Annotated in this window: 17 protein-coding genes; 14 read left to right on the top strand and 3 right to left on the bottom strand. The window is 30.3% G+C overall.

Going from position 1 to position 16,209, the window contains the following annotated elements:
• Positions 1-100: 100 nt before the first annotated feature.
• The 11 genes from Lupro_RS07345 to Lupro_RS07295 all read left to right on the top strand — a co-directional run bounded on the left by Lupro_RS07345 (position 101) and on the right by Lupro_RS07295 (position 9,162).
• The gene (locus tag Lupro_RS07345) at positions 101-1,261 is read left to right on the top strand and encodes a 3-deoxy-D-manno-octulosonic acid transferase (protein WP_335339087.1); all 1,161 of its coding nucleotides are present in this window, start codon (positions 101-103) and stop codon (positions 1,259-1,261) included.
• Positions 1,258-1,890, top strand: coding sequence for a Crp/Fnr family transcriptional regulator (locus Lupro_RS07340; RefSeq protein WP_068208052.1), 633 nt, complete (start codon positions 1,258-1,260; stop codon positions 1,888-1,890). The genes Lupro_RS07345 and Lupro_RS07340 overlap by 4 nt, the downstream gene beginning before the upstream one ends.
• Positions 1,891-1,954: 64 nt before the next feature.
• Entirely contained in the window at positions 1,955-2,512 is a 558-nt protein-coding gene (locus Lupro_RS07335; RefSeq protein ID WP_068208049.1) for a YeeE/YedE family protein, read from the top strand.
• Positions 2,513-2,516: 4 nt separating this feature from the next.
• Entirely contained in the window at positions 2,517-2,930 is a 414-nt protein-coding gene (locus Lupro_RS07330; RefSeq protein ID WP_068208046.1) for a DUF6691 family protein, read from the top strand.
• A 14-nt stretch (positions 2,931-2,944) separates the two neighbouring features.
• Positions 2,945-3,604 carry a Crp/Fnr family transcriptional regulator gene (locus tag Lupro_RS07325; RefSeq protein ID WP_068208043.1) on the top strand — a complete coding sequence of 220 codons (660 nt, stop codon included), beginning with the start codon at positions 2,945-2,947 and terminating at the stop codon, positions 3,602-3,604.
• 65 nt (positions 3,605-3,669) lie between these two features.
• A complete protein-coding gene (locus Lupro_RS07320) occupies positions 3,670-3,876 on the top strand; it encodes a four helix bundle protein (RefSeq protein ID WP_068208040.1) in 207 nt (68 codons plus the stop codon).
• A gap of 27 nt (positions 3,877-3,903) precedes the next feature.
• Positions 3,904-4,380, top strand: coding sequence for a cyclic pyranopterin monophosphate synthase MoaC (moaC, locus tag Lupro_RS07315; RefSeq protein WP_099092396.1), 477 nt, complete (start codon positions 3,904-3,906; stop codon positions 4,378-4,380).
• Positions 4,373-5,485, top strand: a complete 1,113-nt coding sequence (locus tag Lupro_RS07310) for an NTP transferase domain-containing protein (protein WP_068208036.1) — start codon at positions 4,373-4,375, stop codon at positions 5,483-5,485. The genes moaC and Lupro_RS07310 overlap by 8 nt, the downstream gene beginning before the upstream one ends.
• Complete coding sequence (locus Lupro_RS07305; RefSeq protein WP_068208033.1) at positions 5,478-6,314, top strand: DUF1835 domain-containing protein; 837 nt, start codon at positions 5,478-5,480, stop codon at positions 6,312-6,314. The genes Lupro_RS07310 and Lupro_RS07305 overlap by 8 nt, the downstream gene beginning before the upstream one ends.
• Positions 6,314-7,171, top strand: a complete 858-nt coding sequence (locus tag Lupro_RS07300; protein ID WP_227807430.1) for a HesA/MoeB/ThiF family protein — start codon at positions 6,314-6,316, stop codon at positions 7,169-7,171. The genes Lupro_RS07305 and Lupro_RS07300 overlap by 1 nt, the downstream gene beginning before the upstream one ends.
• Positions 7,172-7,392: 221 nt before the next feature.
• Complete coding sequence (locus Lupro_RS07295) at positions 7,393-9,162, top strand: MutS-related protein (protein WP_068208030.1); 1,770 nt, start codon at positions 7,393-7,395, stop codon at positions 9,160-9,162.
• Here Lupro_RS07295 and Lupro_RS07290 read toward each other — a convergent pair.
• On the bottom strand, positions 9,159-9,581 hold the full coding sequence (locus Lupro_RS07290; RefSeq protein WP_068211516.1) for a molybdenum cofactor biosynthesis protein MoaE: 423 nt from the start codon (positions 9,579-9,581) through the stop codon (positions 9,159-9,161). The two genes, Lupro_RS07295 and Lupro_RS07290, sit on opposite strands and share 4 nt — an antisense overlap.
• A gap of 82 nt (positions 9,582-9,663) precedes the next feature.
• Between Lupro_RS07290 and Lupro_RS07285 the strand changes: the two genes are divergently transcribed.
• Positions 9,664-9,939 carry a DUF3817 domain-containing protein gene (locus tag Lupro_RS07285; RefSeq protein WP_068208027.1) on the top strand — a complete coding sequence of 92 codons (276 nt, stop codon included), beginning with the start codon at positions 9,664-9,666 and terminating at the stop codon, positions 9,937-9,939.
• On the opposite strand, the gene Lupro_RS07280 is transcribed toward Lupro_RS07285, so the two are convergent.
• Entirely contained in the window at positions 9,936-10,178 is a 243-nt protein-coding gene (locus Lupro_RS07280; RefSeq protein WP_068208023.1) for a MoaD/ThiS family protein, read from the bottom strand. The genes Lupro_RS07285 and Lupro_RS07280 overlap by 4 nt on opposite strands.
• A gap of 157 nt (positions 10,179-10,335) precedes the next feature.
• Between Lupro_RS07280 and nrfD the strand changes: the two genes are divergently transcribed.
• Positions 10,336-11,952 (top strand): NrfD/PsrC family molybdoenzyme membrane anchor subunit, encoded by a 1,617-nt coding sequence (gene nrfD / locus Lupro_RS07275; protein ID WP_068208020.1) that lies wholly within the window; start codon positions 10,336-10,338, stop codon positions 11,950-11,952.
• Positions 11,953-11,968: 16 nt separating this feature from the next.
• The gene (locus Lupro_RS07270) at positions 11,969-14,869 is read left to right on the top strand and encodes a molybdopterin-dependent oxidoreductase (RefSeq protein ID WP_068208017.1); all 2,901 of its coding nucleotides are present in this window, start codon (positions 11,969-11,971) and stop codon (positions 14,867-14,869) included.
• A 141-nt stretch (positions 14,870-15,010) separates the two neighbouring features.
• Here the strand turns inward: Lupro_RS07270 and Lupro_RS07265 are convergent, their stop codons facing one another.
• Positions 15,011-16,030, bottom strand: coding sequence for a LacI family DNA-binding transcriptional regulator (locus Lupro_RS07265; RefSeq protein WP_068208013.1), 1,020 nt, complete (start codon positions 16,028-16,030; stop codon positions 15,011-15,013).
• Positions 16,031-16,209: the final 179 nt, after the last annotated feature.

The raw sequence follows: 16,209 nt of genomic DNA, 5'->3' as shown, positions 1-16,209 counted from the left end.
GCTTATTTTGTACCTTTGTGTTTTTATGTACTTTTTATATAACATACTTATTTTTATTGCCCGCTTGTTTCTACAAATTATAGCACTTTTCAATAAAAAAGTGAAGTTGTTTGTTGATGGTCGGAAAATAACTTTTTCTAAACTAAAAAAAGTTATTTCTAAAAATGATGAAGTAATTTGGTTTCATTGTGCATCATTGGGCGAGTTTGAGCAAGGAAGGCCAATAATTGAAAAATTAAGAGAGGAAAACCCAACTCACAAATTAGTTTTAACCTTTTTTTCACCTTCTGGATATGAAGTTAGAAAAAATTATAAAGAGGCCGATGTAGTTTGTTACTTGCCATTAGATACAAAATTAAATGCAAAAAAATTCTTAGATATTGTACATCCAAAATTAGCCGTATTTGTAAAATATGAATTTTGGCCAAATATATTGAGGGAATTAAAAAAAAGAAATATAAAAACAATATTAGTTTCAGGAATTTTTAGAAAAAATCAACCTTTTTTTAAATGGTATGGCAACTGGATGCGAAAAACTTTACAGGCATTTAATCATTTTTTTGTACAAGATGAAAATTCAGAAACATTATTAAAAAGTATTGGTTTTTCAAATGTTACAGTAAGTGGTGATACACGTTTTGATAGGGTTTTTGAAATAACACAACAAAATAATCAACTTCAATTTATTGAAGAATTTAAAAACAACACCTATACTTTGGTTGCTGGAAGTACTTGGGAAGATGATGAAAAAATATTAGTTGAATATATCAACAATTTAGCTTCAGAAAATGAAAAATTTATAATAGCACCACACAATATTAACGCCAAAAATATAGAAGAATTAAAAGCATCCATTTCAAAAAAAGTAATTCTATTTTCTGACAAAAAGGATAAAAAACTTCAAAATTTTCAGGTTTTTATAATTGATACGGTAGGGATACTTACTAAAATATACAGTTATGCTAATATAGCTTACGTAGGAGGAGGTTTTACAAATACAGGTGTGCATAATGTTTTAGAACCTGCAACATTTGGAGTTCCAATACTAATAGGCCCCAATTATAATAAATTTTTAGAGGTGATTGACTTGGTAAATAAAAAGGCATGTTTTTCAGTTAATAATTCTAAAAAATTATACGTACTTTTAAAAAAGTTTTTTCAAGAAGAACAAAAAAGGAAAAAAGCAGGTAAACAAGCCTTAAATTATGTAGTTGAAAGAACAGGAGCTACAACTAAAATTTTATATTATTTAAAAAAATGAGAGAAAAGCTAAAAAACTATTATTCGTTTGTTTTTGAAGATGAACTAATTGATGAAATAGTGCAAGTAGGAACGTATAAAAAACTCAGGGAAAATGAACTGCTAGTTGATTTAGGAGATAAAATGACAGGTGTACCTTTATTATTAGAAGGAGCTATTAAAATAGTAAGAGAAGATAAAAATGGGGAAGAAATTTTATTGTATTTTTTAGAACGAGGGGATACGTGTGCAAGCTCATTTGCAAGTGCAATATCAAATGGAAAATGTGGTATTAGGGCTATTGCAGAAAAAGAATCAGAACTTATTTTTCTTCCAAAAGAGAAGCTAGATGAATGGTTGGTAAAATATAAATCTTGGAGAAATTTTGTTATTGATAGTTATAATATTCGACTCAATGAAATGATGGAAACTATAGATACCCTGGCATTTATGAGAATGGATGAGCGGTTGTATAAATATTTAACAGACAAGGCTCAAATAATGAGGGACACATCTTTGCATACCACACATCAAGATATTGCGTACGATTTACATACATCTAGGGTTGTGATTTCAAGACTGTTAAAACAACTAGAAAACGAAGGAAAAATAAAATTACACCGAAATAAAATAGAAATATTAGAGTTTTAAAATTTCTAATATTTGTTATAAGCAATTTATTTTATGATATTTGGAGAAACTAACTAACTTAATTATGGAATTTATTACCCAACCTTGGGCTTGGTATGTTGCAGGTCCCGTTATTTCAATCGTCATGTTTTTACTATTTTATTTTGGTAAACGTTTTGGCGTATCTTCAAATTTAGAAACTTTATGCTCTATTGGTGGAGCAGGGAAATTTATTGATTATTTTAAAATTGATTGGAAACAAAACTCATGGAATTTAATATTTATTGCCGGTTCTATTGCAGGAGGGTTTATAGCATCTCAATGGTTGTCAACTAGTGATGTTGTAGCGTTAAATCCGCAAACTGTTAAAGATTTGGCGGCTATAGGTATTGCCAATGCAGGGAGTTCTTATTTGCCTGACGAAATTTTTAGTATAGATACAATGCTTACAATTAAAGGGTTTTTTACACTTATAATTGCAGGTGTTATGGTTGGCTTTGGTGCACGTTGGGCCGGAGGTTGTACTTCAGGGCATGCGATAGTTGGCTTGAGTAATTTAGAACTTCCTTCATTAATATCTGTCATTGGATTTTTTATAGGAGGATTAACAATGACTTGGTTTATTTTACCATTAATATTTTAGAAAGATGAAGTATATAAAATTTTTTTTAGTAGGAATTCTTTTCGGAATAGTAATGACCAAAGCAGAAATAATTTCATGGTATCGAATTTATGAAATGTTTAAATTTCAATCTTTTCATATGTACGGAATTATTGGTTCTGCAATTGTTTTGGGTATGATAAGTATGTTTCTTTTTCGAAAAAAAATGGTAAAAACATTTGAAGGAAATGATGTTTATGTAGCACCAAAAAAAAGTGGATTATATCGAAATCTTTTAGGAGGTATTTTATTTGGTTTGGGTTGGGCATTAGCAGGCGCTTGTCCAGGGCCAATGTTTGTATTGATAGGTAAGGGAGTTGTGTCAATTTTAGTTGTAATTTTTGGAGCAACTTTAGGTGCATTTCTATATGGATTATTTAAAGAAAAACTACCTCATTAACAAGGTTTCTGTCTATGAAACTAAAAGAAATTATTACGGCCAATTTTTCAACTATTTTTGAAGAAAAATTACTGCAAGAAATTGGCAATAATGGGATTTTAAAAAAAGCAGAATCAGAAAAAATAATTTTAGAGATAAGAAGAAAAATTGACTTCATTCCTTTAATTGTTTCAGGTGTAGTTAAGGTAATGCATAGAGATGGGAAAGGAAATGGAATTTTTTTACATTTTTTAGCGAAGAATCAACTCAGTGCAATTGCTATTACTTATGCTTTAGAAAATAAAATAAGTGAAATAAGATTAGAAGCGCAAAGTGATATTGTATATATAGCTATACCCGCAAAAGTTGTAAATTCATGGTTTTTAAAATATAACTCTTGGAGATCTTTTTATTTTCAATTAAATCAGCAACAGACATCTTATCTAATTGAAAAAATTGACGACATTGCTTTTACATGTTTGGAAAATAGATTATTAAAGTATTTGCAATACACAAGTTTAATAAAAAATAACACAACAATAAACATAAAACATTTTGATATTGCTCGTGATTTGAAAGTATCTAGAGAAACAGTCTCAAGAGCCTTAAAAAAATTAGAACAAGAGAAGGTTATAACTTTAGGTAGAAATAAAATATACATTGTACAAAATAAAATTAACCCAACAATTAAGTAATTTTACAAAAGGAGAAGTATTTTCAATATTTTTGTATCGGAGTTTTTAATTTTGAGTGTTAAGTTATGAGTGAAAGTATTATTAAAGAAAAAAGTTTTCAATTTTCATTAAAAACAACTAAGCTTTATAAGAAATTATTAAGCGAAAATGAATATATTTTATCCAATCAATTATTGAGAAGTGGAACTTCAATTGGAGCTAATATTGAAGAACTTATTGGAATGTTAACCGCAATTGTCAAAACATCTCAGAAAAATCTAACTAAGCACTAAAAATACAACACTAAAAACTTTAAAATTGTGAAACAATTTTCTCATATAAATAAAAATAACCACCCCAAAATGGTAAATGTTGGTGATAAAAAAATTACCAAACGTAAAGCAATTGCAAAAGCAACCATGTTTTTGGGTGCTGAAATTATTGCTCATTTTGAAAACAAGGAATTAACCACCAAAAAAGGCCCTGTTTTTCAAACCGCTATTATTGCAGGTATACAAGCTGTTAAAAAAACTTCTGAGTTAATTCCAATGTGTCACCCCTTATTAATTAACGGCGTTGATATTGATATTGAAATTATAGACAACAAACATATAGAAATTTTATGCACTGTTGCAATTGAAGGGAAAACGGGTGTTGAAATGGAAGCGCTTACAGGCGCAAGTATTGCAGCATTAACCGTATATGACATGTGTAAATCAATTTCTCAAAAAATGGTCATTAAAGAAGTGAAATTGGTTGAAAAATCAGGAGGTAAAAGTGATATTAAAAATGGGTAAACATCAAAAACATACCAAATTAATACTAAGAGATAACGATAATTTTGGACCAAATGAAATAGCTTTTGTTGGTACAAAATGTGGTATTATTTCAAATTTAGCACATCAAGTTTCTAAAAATTTATTGAACTATAAGTTAGCTTATTTTGATGCTTCTCATTCTAAAGATATTCAATTAAATAATTTAGAAACGTTTACATTTCATTCAAAAGGAACGGCTGCTATTTCAACAAATTTTGAAGTCAATAAATTCAATCAACGTATTCAATTCTCACAATTTGATGTTGTTTTTATTAATGGAAACCATTACCAAGGAGCCAAGCAAATTTTAATTTTAGATAAAGATAAAGAGGCTTCGGTTTTAAAAAGATTAGACCAATTAAATAATATTCAGTTTGTTATTAAATTAACCGATGATGTTGCGTTTTTCGACTTTCTAGAAGAGAAGCATCCTCAAATTAAAAACTTACATTGTTATAATATCAATGAAATTGATAAAATTTCAAAGCACATAGAAAATTTAATAAAAGAAAAAATTGCGCCAATTCAAGGGTTGGTTTTGGCTGGAGGGAAAAGTACCCGAATGGGAACGGATAAAGGAATGTTAAATTTCTACGGTAAAAATCAGCGAGATGTAGCCATTGATTTGCTAGAGAAAAACAACTTGAAAACATTTTTATCTGTTAGAGAAGAACAACAAATTGGTATTGAGAATAAAATTACCGATAAGTTTGTAGGTTTAGGTCCATTTGGAGCTATTTGTTCATCTTTTCAAGAAAACCCGAATGTTGCTTGGCTGGTAATTGCAACCGATTTACCATTTGTAAATGATGCTGTAATTCAATTGTTATTAAAACATAGAAATCCTTCAAAAGCTGCCACTACAATTAAAGGAAAAAACAAACAATTTCCAGAGCCTTTAATTACCATTTGGGAACCAAAAAGTTATACATTATTGTTGAATTATTTAGCACAAGGTTATTCTTGCCCAAGAAAAGTATTGATAAATTCTGATGTTGAAATTGTGGAGGTTGACGATGATTTTATTAGAAATATAAATACTCCTGAAGAATTTAAAGCAGCCCACAAAGAAATAAATGAGTAAAACAATTCATGTATTAAATGATGATAGCACTGCTCAAATTTTAGAAAAATCTGGAATTAAAGGTGATGTTGTTGTTTGGCGAGAATTATTATGTGATGGTTCTTTACATAAAGAAGTTGGGAGCGATGAGTTTTGGACTAAAAGATATACTTATTTTAAAAATGAGTTTGCTGTAGAACGATTAGAATATTACGATAAAACCATTAAAGAAATTATACAATTAGAAGATGTGTCAGATTATGATAACGTAGTTTTATGGTTTGAATATGATTTGTTTTGCCAAGTTAATTTGTTGGCTTTGTGTACTTATTTATTAGATAATTATGTAAAAAAAACAAATTATTATTTAATTTGTACAGAAAAAGAGAAAGACAAAGTACAATTGCAGTCTTTGCCAAATTATTCTCCAGAAGAGCTTACAATTTTATATAATCATAAAATTTCATTAAGTAAAACTAATTTAGAATTTGCCAAAGAAAGTTGGGAGTTATACGTTGAAAATAATAAAGAAAAATTAAAGAGCTTTGATTTCAACCAAAGTTCAAAATTTAAGTATTTACAATTAGCTATCAATCAACATTTATTGCGATTTCCAAGCGAAAACGGTTTAAATCAAATTGAAAATAAAATTTTAGAAATTATAAATTCTAGTTCACTTTCAACAAAAGAAATTGTTAGTAATTTATTACTTTGGCAACAAAAAGAAACTGTTTATGGCTTTGGAGATATTCAGTATTTTCAGTATCTTAAAAAGTTAGATAAGTACTATACAATAAAAGAAGAGAAATACTATTTAAATGAAATGGGTTACGCTAAAATAAATAGATAATGGACTTCAATAAAGAGGAATATTTTAAACGCCAAACCACATTGTCTGAAATAGGTAAAGAAGGGCAAGAACTTTTGCAAAAAGCCAAAGTATTAATAATTGGTTGTGGAGGCTTAGGAAATCCAGTTGCAATTTATTTAGCAACTAGTGGGGTTGGAGAATTACATTTAGTTGATTTTGATACTGTTTCAATTTCAAATTTACATCGTCAGGTTTTTTATAAAATCGAAAATGTTGGTAAACCAAAAGTTGAAATTCTGGCAAATGAAATAAAAACGAGAACTCCTTTTACGAAAGTTACGCATACAAACAAGGCTATTGATAAAGATTCAATTTTAGATTTAATTTTAAAATACGATATTGTAGTTGATGGAACAGATAGTTTACCAATAAAATATTTGATAAACGATGCTTGTGTTTTAGCTAAAAAACCTTTAGTGTACGGTTCATTGTACAAATTTGATGGTTATGTTGCTACGTTTAATGTGTTAGGTGAAGACGAAGAATATACATGTAATTTACGAGATGCCTTTCCTAAAATAGCAACAGATATTCCAAATTGTGAAGAAGCAGGAACTCTAAATCCAATTGTAGGTTTAATTGCCTTGTTTCAAACAAATGAAGTGATTAAATTAATTACAAAAAAAGGGAAACTATTAACCAATCAATTGTTAATTTACAATACGCTTAATAACTCTCAATTTAAAATAAAACTAAAGAGAAACAAGCAGCTAAATATTGAAGAAATTTTTAAAAACTCAACATATTTAGACTCTAAATGTACTTTTCAAGATAGTACATTGTTAATTACTGCTTCAGAATTAAAAAAACTATTTCAAATTCAGCCATTGAAATAGTTAGTATATTAAATAATTTTGATGAAACAATTCCTTTCAATGTTCATCAACAAATTCCATATAAAACTTTCGATATAGAAAATTTTAAACCCAATTTTAAAAAGAAGTATGTAATAATTTGTGCAAAAGGAATTACAAGTTATGCAGTTACTTTAAAAATAAAGGAAAAATATCCATCACTCTCGGTTTTAAGTCTGTCTGGAGGTATAACAAAATATTAAATGCACAATCCATCTAAATTTTATACAACTCAAAAAGTTTTTTTTGAGCAAGAATTAAAAACCATAAAAAAGAAATTAGCAGTTTCTAGTTTATTGCGTCTCTTTATTTTTTTAAGTGCTGTTTTTGGCATTTATTTCTTTTTTGGAACTATTAAAATTGTAATTTTAATTATTGTTTTATGGATTATTTTGTTTGCCTATTTAATAAATAGGCATACCAATTTACAATACAAAAACAATCTTAACAAAGCACTTCTTGAAATAAACAACACAGAAATAAAAGTTTTAAAAAGAGACTATTTTTCATTACAAAGTGGAGCTAAATTTATGGATTCAACACATCCTTTTAGTTATGATATTGATTTGTTTGGGAAAGGGTCTTTTTTTCAATATTGCAACAGAACAGTTACAAATGAAGGAGAACAAGAGTTTGTTAAAAGATTAACTAATAATGATATTTCAAGTATTGTTGAAAGACAAAATGCCATTAAAGAATTAAGTCAAAAACCGAAATGGAGGCAGCAATTTTCTGCACTTGCCAGCTTGGTAAAAGTTGAACATCCAGCGAAAGAAATTATAAATTGGATGCATAATTATAAATCGGTTTTTCCAAAAGTTATCGCTTTTTTACCAACAATATTTTCAGTTGTTTCAATGGTGTTAATTGCCCTTGTTGGTATGCAAATTATTGCAGAACAAATTTTGCTACTTTGGTTTTTTATTGGTTTAGGAATTTCTGGAGCTTATCACAAGAGAGTAAATGAATTATACAGTGATGCCAGCAATGCAAAAGACACTTTTAAGCAGTATCATAAATTATTGAACGAAATTGAAACAGCTTCTTTTTCTTCACAAATTTTAAAAGAGAAACAGGAAGAGATTCAAACCGAATTGGAAAAAGCATCTACCATATTTGCTAAATTTTCTAAAGTTCTAAATGCGTTTGATCAGCGAAATAATTTAATTGTAGCTGTTTTTGGAAATGCTTTTTTATTACGTGATTTGCAACAAGTTTACAACGTTGAAAAATGGATACATATTTATAGAGGTAAAGTAGAAAATTGGTTTACTATTATTGCTTTTTTTGATGCTCAAAATTCTTTAGCAAATTTCGCCTATAATCATCCAAGGTATGTTTTCCCTAAAATTGATAAAAATAAACAAGTAATCACTTCAAAAAATTTGGGACATCCTTTATTAAAGGAATCTCAAAGAGTTGATAATGATTTTTCAATTGAAAACCAACAATTTTTTATTATTACTGGCGCAAATATGGCAGGTAAAAGCACCTTTTTAAGAACGGTTTCACTTGCTATAGTTATGGGAAATATGGGATTGCCAGTGTGTGCTGAGGAATTTAAATATGCTCCTATAAAGTTAATTACAAGTATGCGCACGTCAGATTCTTTGGCAGATAATGAATCTTATTTCTTTTCTGAATTAAAACGATTAAAATTTATTGTTGATGAAATTAAAACAGAAGAATATTTTATTATTTTAGATGAAATATTAAAAGGAACCAATAGTACAGATAAGGCAATTGGGTCTAGAAAATTTGTACAAAAATTGGTAAGTTCTAAGTCAACTGGGATAATAGCTACACACGATTTAAGTTTGTGTGAAATTGAAGGAGATTTACCGCAAGTTAAGAACTATTATTTTGACGCTGAAATTATAAATGATGAATTAAGTTTTGATTATAAACTTAAAGAAGGAATTTGTAAAAATATGAACGCCTCTTTTTTGTTACAAAAAATGGAAATTATTTAAGGGTGTGAGTTCACCCAAACTTCACCATCTTCAAAATGTTCTTTTTTCCAAATAGGAACGGTTTCTTTTAAGGTGTCAATGGCGTATTCACAAGCTTCAAAGGCCGCTTTTCTATGAGCGGATGAAACAACAATAATTACAGGAATAGCTCCAATTTGCAATTTGCCAATAGCATGATGAATAGCAACTTTATGAATTGGGTACTTTTCCAATATGGTATCGGCAATTTTTTGCATTTCTTTCAATGCCATTGGTTCATAGCTACTAAAATCTAATAAAGTAACCGTTTTGTTTTGTGTTACATTTCTTACGGTTCCAACAAAAGTAACAATTCCACCACAAGTATCGTCTTCAACAAAAGTGATACAGTTTTGTAAATTTAATTTTTCAGCTGTTATTTTTATAGAAGTTTTTTGGATCATTGATATTTAACTAATATTTAGCAAATTTAACAAATCTAAAGTCTATTTTCGTAAAATCTTTAATTTTAAGAAAATCAGAATGAAAAGTATATTTAGAATTATTAGCTTTTTAGAAGGGATATCATTTTTATTGTTGTTATTTATTGCAACTCCAATCAAATATTTTGCAGGAAACGATTCTTTTGTTAAAATGCTTGGAATGCCGCACGGAATATTATTTTTAGTGTATGTTGTATTTGCAATTATGCTGAAATACGAATTAAAATGGGAAGCTAAAACTACTTGGACAGTTTTAATAGCATCTGTTATTCCATTTGGTACATTTTATATAGATAAAAAACACTTAAAAAATTAGCCACCACTTACAGGCGGAATAATAGCTACGATGTCACCATCCTTAATTAAAAATTCATCATTAACATACTCTTCATTAACTGCAATGGCATATTCGTGTATGTTTTTTAAAGTAGAATACTTTAATTTTAAAGTCTCTTTTAATTCTTTAACACTAGATTTTCCCTGTAAGTTATAATGTAATAAACTTTCTCCAACAAGGTCAGTAGTAATACCAAAAAATAAAACAGTAATATTCATTATTATACATTAATTTAGAGCAAAAGTAAATTATTTCTAGTTAATAAATCAGGTGTGTAATTTAAATTGATTCTAAATAATATATTATGTGATATTTGTCACAATACTAACATTGTCAATAGTTAAATTTGTTAACACTAAATTATTTTAATAAAATATGAAGTATGGTTTTATAATTGACAATCGGAAATGTATTGGTTGTCATGCTTGTACAACAGCTTGTAAGTCAGAACATGATGTTGCAGTTGGCGTTAACAGAACGTATGTTAAACAAGTAGAAAAAGGAGAATTTCCAGATACACGTCGAATTTTTTCAGTAATGAGATGTAACCATTGTACAGATGCACCTTGTGTGGAAATTTGTCCAGTTGAAGCATTATATACACGTGATGATGGTATTGTAGATTTTGATAATAACCGTTGTATTGGTTGCAAATCTTGTATGCAAGCTTGTCCGTATGATGCGTTATATATTGACCCAAACACTAATACTGCTGCAAAATGTAATTATTGTGCACATAGAGTTGATGTAGGTAGAGAGCCCGCTTGTGTGTCGGTTTGCCCAGAACATGCAATTATTGCTGGAGACATGGATAATCCTGCTACTGAAATCTCTCAATTATTGGCACGTCAAGCAGTGAAAGTTCGTAAGCCAGAAAAAGGCACCAAGCCAAATTTATTTTATATTGATGCTGATGACGCTTCTTTAGTTCCTGAAGCAACAGATAAATCTGGGCCAGGTTTGTGGAATTCACAAGCACGTGGTGTTGGGCATTTTGCAAAAGCGGCTGAAAAAATGATGCATACCAATAATGATGTAGATTTATTACAAATGACTATAGATAATGATATTCAGGCAGCTTATCAAAAGAAAGAAAGTAAAAATCCAAATTATATTGATGTACTAACTGGGAAAGCTCGTAGAGTTTATGATACGCCAGATAAAGGTATTTTATGGGGTTGGGAAGTTTCAGCGTATGTGTTTACAAAAGCAATTGCAGCAGGCGCATTTTTAATTCCATTTTTAGCAATTATGTTGGGTTATGAAGTATCTTCAACAGCTAAATTATGGTCAGCAGGAATTTCATTAACATTCTTAGCTTTAACGGGATTATTCTTGGTAATGGATTTAGACAGGCCAGATCGTTTCTTAAACGTTTTATTACGTCCACAATGGAATTCTTGGTTAGTAAAAGGAGGTTACACAATTACAGTTTTTGGATTGTTAGTAACCGTTTGGGGAGCCATGACATTCTTTGAAGTACATGTTGGAGAAACTGTTTTACTATGGGTAACAGCTGTTTTTGCAGTATTATTAGCTATTTATACAGCATTCTTATTTGCGCAAGCAAAAGGGCGCGATTTTTGGCAAAGTCCAACATTACCATTACACATGTTAGTGCACAGCATTATGGCAGGAGTTGCAATTTTTGTGATTGCTTCTTTAGTATTTGGAAATGAAGAATGGATGAGCATCTTAAAAAACACCATGATTATTGCGCTAGTTGTTAACCTATTTACATTGGTAACTGAATTAACAATTACGCATCCTACAACAGCTGCAAAAACAGTTGTTAAAATGATTACCAAAGGGAGATATAAAAATCTATTTTGGATGGTTACAGTTTTAATAGGCAATATCATTCCATTAGCATTGTTATTTTTTGGAAATGGAGGACTGTTAACAGTTGTTTCAGGAATATGTGTATTAATAGGAATTTTAATCACTGAAAAAATTTGGGTGGAAGCGCCTCAGAGAATTCCATTAGCTTAATTTAAAATTTAAAATTATGGGTTATAAAAAACCATCGTTTATAGAAAATATAGCAGAAAAATTAGGAATTATTCCAAATCTGCACAAAGAGGGTTATCAAGAATTTGATGGCGATATGCGTCAATTTTCAGATGAGGAGGTTGCGCAACTATATGAAAATTTCCCACCACCAGAAAAATGGGATAATTGGGTTGAATACAATCCAAAAGTATGGCCTAGAAAAGAAAAAAAGACCTATCAAATTATACCAACAACGTGTTTTAACTGTGAAAGTGCTTGTGGTTTAACAGCTTTTATAGATAAAGAAACACAAGAAGTTAAAAAGTTTGAAGGAAATCCGTATCACCCCGGAAGTAGAGGAAGAAATTGTGCAAAAGGACCTGCTACCATAAATCAAGTTACAGATCCAGATAGAATTTTATTTCCTTTAAAGAGAAAGGGAAAGCGAGGAGACGGTGAGTGGGAACGTGTTTCTTGGGATGAAGTTTTAGATACTATTGCGGCTCGTATAAGAAAAGCAATTCTTGAAGATCGTCACAATGAAATTGCCTACCACGTAGGAAGACCAGGAAATGAAAAATTTATGAACTGGATTTTACAAGGTTGGGGAATTGATGGGCATAACTCACATACCAATATTTGTTCTTCAGGAGCTCGTTTTGGATATAATTTATGGTATGGGTATGACAGACCATCACCAGATCACGCTGAAGCAAAATTTATATTATTGATTTCTGCACATTTAGAGTCTGGACATTATTTCAATCCGCATGCACAACGTATTATTGAAGGCAAAATGAAGGGAGCCAAATTAGCAACCATGGATCCTCGTTTATCAAACACTGCGAGTATGTCCGATTATTGGTTGCCTTCTTATCCAGGAACTGAAGCTGCTGTTTTATTAGCCATGGCTTTAATTATTTTGGAAGAAGGATTGTACAATAGAGAATATCTGGAAAATTGGACTAACTGGAAAGAATATTTACAAGCAAGACATTCAGATAAAGAAATAACTTTTGAGAATTATATTGCTGAAATGATAGAAGAGTATAAAGAATTTACTCCTGAATATGCAGAGAAAGAATCGGGTGTTAAAGCTGAAATGATTGTTGAAATAGCGCATAAAATTGGGGAAGCAGGTGAACGTTTTGCATCTCATAACTGGCGAGCAGCAGGCGCTTCAAACCTAGGAGGTTGGGCAGTAGCTCGTTGTTTACATTTTCTAACTGTTTTAACTGGAGCAGTTGGTGCCAAGGGAGGAACATCTCCAAATTCTTGGAACAAATTCAAGCCAACACAACCAAATCCGCCAGCACCTCAGAAAAAATGGAATGAATTACATTTCCCAAAAGAATATCCATTAGCATTTTTTGAAATGAGTCAGTTATTACCACATTTCTTAAAAGAAGGAAGAGGTAAAATGGATGTGTATTTTTCACGAGTATTTAATCCAGTTTGGACATATCCTGATGGATTTACTTGGATGGAAATGTTTTCTGATGAAACAAAATTTGGACTCCATGCTGCGTTAACTCCAACTTGGAACGAAACTGCTTTTTATGCAGATTTTGTGTTGCCAATGGGATTGGCATCAGAGCGTCACGATTTAAATAGTTACGCAACACATGGCGGAACTTGGGTAGCATTCCGTCAGCCAGTATTAAGAGAGGCTGCACGTAGAAATGGCAAACCAGTAAAATTAACCTATGAAGCAAATCCGGGTGAAGTTTGGGAAGAAGATGAATTTTTTATAGAATTATCTTGGAGAATTGATCCTGATGGAAGTATGGGAATTCGTAAAACATTTGAATCTCCGTACAGACCAGGAGAAAAAATTACAATAGATGAATATTACCAATATATTTTTGAAAGAATTAAAGGGTTGAATGAAACTGCAAAAGCAGACGGATTTACTGGACAATTTGCAGCATTAGAATACATGAAAAAGTACGGTGCTTATGAAATTGAAAAAGGAGAGTCTTATAAAATGAATGAAAATTTATTAAGTGAAGAACAACTAAAAGGAACTAAAGTAGACCCAACTAATGATGTAATTTCAAAAAATGGCAAACCTATTGGGGTCATGATAAAAGGCAAACCTTGTGTAGGTTTCCCAACGCCATCTCGTAAAAACGAGTTTTATTCACAAACTATGGTAGATTGGAAATGGCCGGAGTATGCTACACCAACGTATATTAAAAGTCATATTCATAATGATGTATTGGATAAGTCAAAAGGAGAATATGTGTTGGTTCCTACATTTAGATTACCAACATTAATTCATTCACGCTCTGGAAATGCAAAATGGTTGGTTGAAATTTCCAATAGAAACCCAATTTGGATGCACCCAGATGATGCTAAGAAATGGGGATTCCAAACAGGTGATTTGGTGAAGTTAAATACCGATATTGGTTATTTTATTGATAAAGTTTGGGTAACGCAAAGTATGAAACCAGGTGTAGTTGCCTGTTCACATCATATTGGACGTTGGAGAAGATCCCAAGACAAAACAGGAAATCGTTGGGCAACCAATACCGTAAATATTGAAACTGATGGTAAGGGAGTTTGGAAAATGAATACCATTTCAGGGATTAAACCATTTGAATCGAGCGACAAAGATTCGAAACGTATTTTTTGGAAAGATGGTGGTGTACATCAAAACATTACACATGCCGTACATCCAGATCCAATTAGTGGTATGCACACTTGGCATCAACGAGTACGAATTGAAAAACCTGGAAAGGACGAAAAATATGGAGATATTTTTGTTGATACTAATAAATCTCATGAAGTATATAAAGAATGGTTAGCAATGACGCGCCCTGCACCAGGACCAAATGGAGAACGAAGACCATTGTGGTTTAATAGAGCCTTCAAACCAGATGAATCTGTTTACTATATTGATAAGGAGAAATAAGAACTTAAATCCCGCTGCAGCGGGATTTTTTTTAATTGATTTTAATAGAGACTTTTTAAAAAGTTGAAAATGCATAAATATTTAAAAGTGAATTATTTTAAGTCTGTTTTTAATCTTTATTTTCGAAAACTTCAATAATAATTAAATAGAATCTCTAATAGCTAAAGTTGTAGGTAAAACTACATTTTGAAATGAATATGAAATATTCTTATTGAGGTTTTTAATTTCATCAATTAAAATTTCAGTAGCTTTTCTACCCATTTCAAAACTAGGTTGTTTTACAGAAGACAAAGAAGGGGTAACTACAGATGCCATAAACCAGTCACTAAACCCAAATACTGCAATATCTTTAGGGATTTTAATTCCTTTTTCATTAAAACATTTGAGTATCCCTACGGCAATAAGATCAGTAATAGCAAAAATAGCATCAACATTATTTTGTTCTATTAATAATTTATTAGCATTGTTATAACCATCATTGAAATCATCATTGTTATTACATAAATATACAAGTGAAGCATCAAATTCAATATCGTTATCTGTAAGTGCCCTTTTATAACCTAAAAATCGATCAATTGAGTTTTGAGGTGTTAATGAACCTCTAAAATGTGCAATTCGTTTGTATCCTTTTTTAATTAAACTAGTGACCGCATTATACGCCGCTTGTTGATCATCAATATACACTTTAGAGCAATTGGCGAGCTTATAAATTTTATCAAAAAGAACTATAGGAATTTCATTTTTGATTATTTCATTTAAATGATTACAATGCTGAGTTTCATTAGAGAGGGAAATTAGAATTCCATCAACTCTTTTTTGCATTAATAATTGTAACTGTTTTTTTTCAAACTCAAAATTTTCATTTGATTGTAATGTTATTACTAAGTATCCTTGCTTCTCCGCTTCCTCAATTACACCATCAATTACTTTGGAAAAAAATTGATGAACAACAGTTGGAATAATAACCCCAATAGTTTTAGTTTGCTGTGTTCTTAAGTTAACAGCTACTGAATTTGGGACATAATTCATTTCTTCAGCTAAATCAACAACTGATTGGCGTGTTGATTTGCTAACATCTCTTCGGCCTTGTAATGCTTTAGAAACCGTTGTTACTGAAATATTTAATTTTAACGCAATGTCTTTTAAGGTAATTGGCTTCATCTAAAAAAAATAATTGCTCTAAATTAGGATAATTTATTAACTTTTTATAATTGAAAATTTAATACTTGTTTAAATCTTTATAATTTTAAAATAGTAAAAAAGTTTTCGCAATCGATTTCGTAGTTTTCGCAATCGATTTCGTAAAAAAAACGAGAATGAGCTGTGTGAAATGTGACTAC

Origin of the sequence: Lutibacter profundi (assembly GCF_001543325.1) — a bacterium.
GTDB classification, from domain to species: domain Bacteria; phylum Bacteroidota; class Bacteroidia; order Flavobacteriales; family Flavobacteriaceae; genus Lutibacter; species Lutibacter profundi.
The sequence above is the reverse complement of the archived record's forward strand: the minus strand, read 5'-3'. Positions and strand labels throughout refer to the sequence as shown.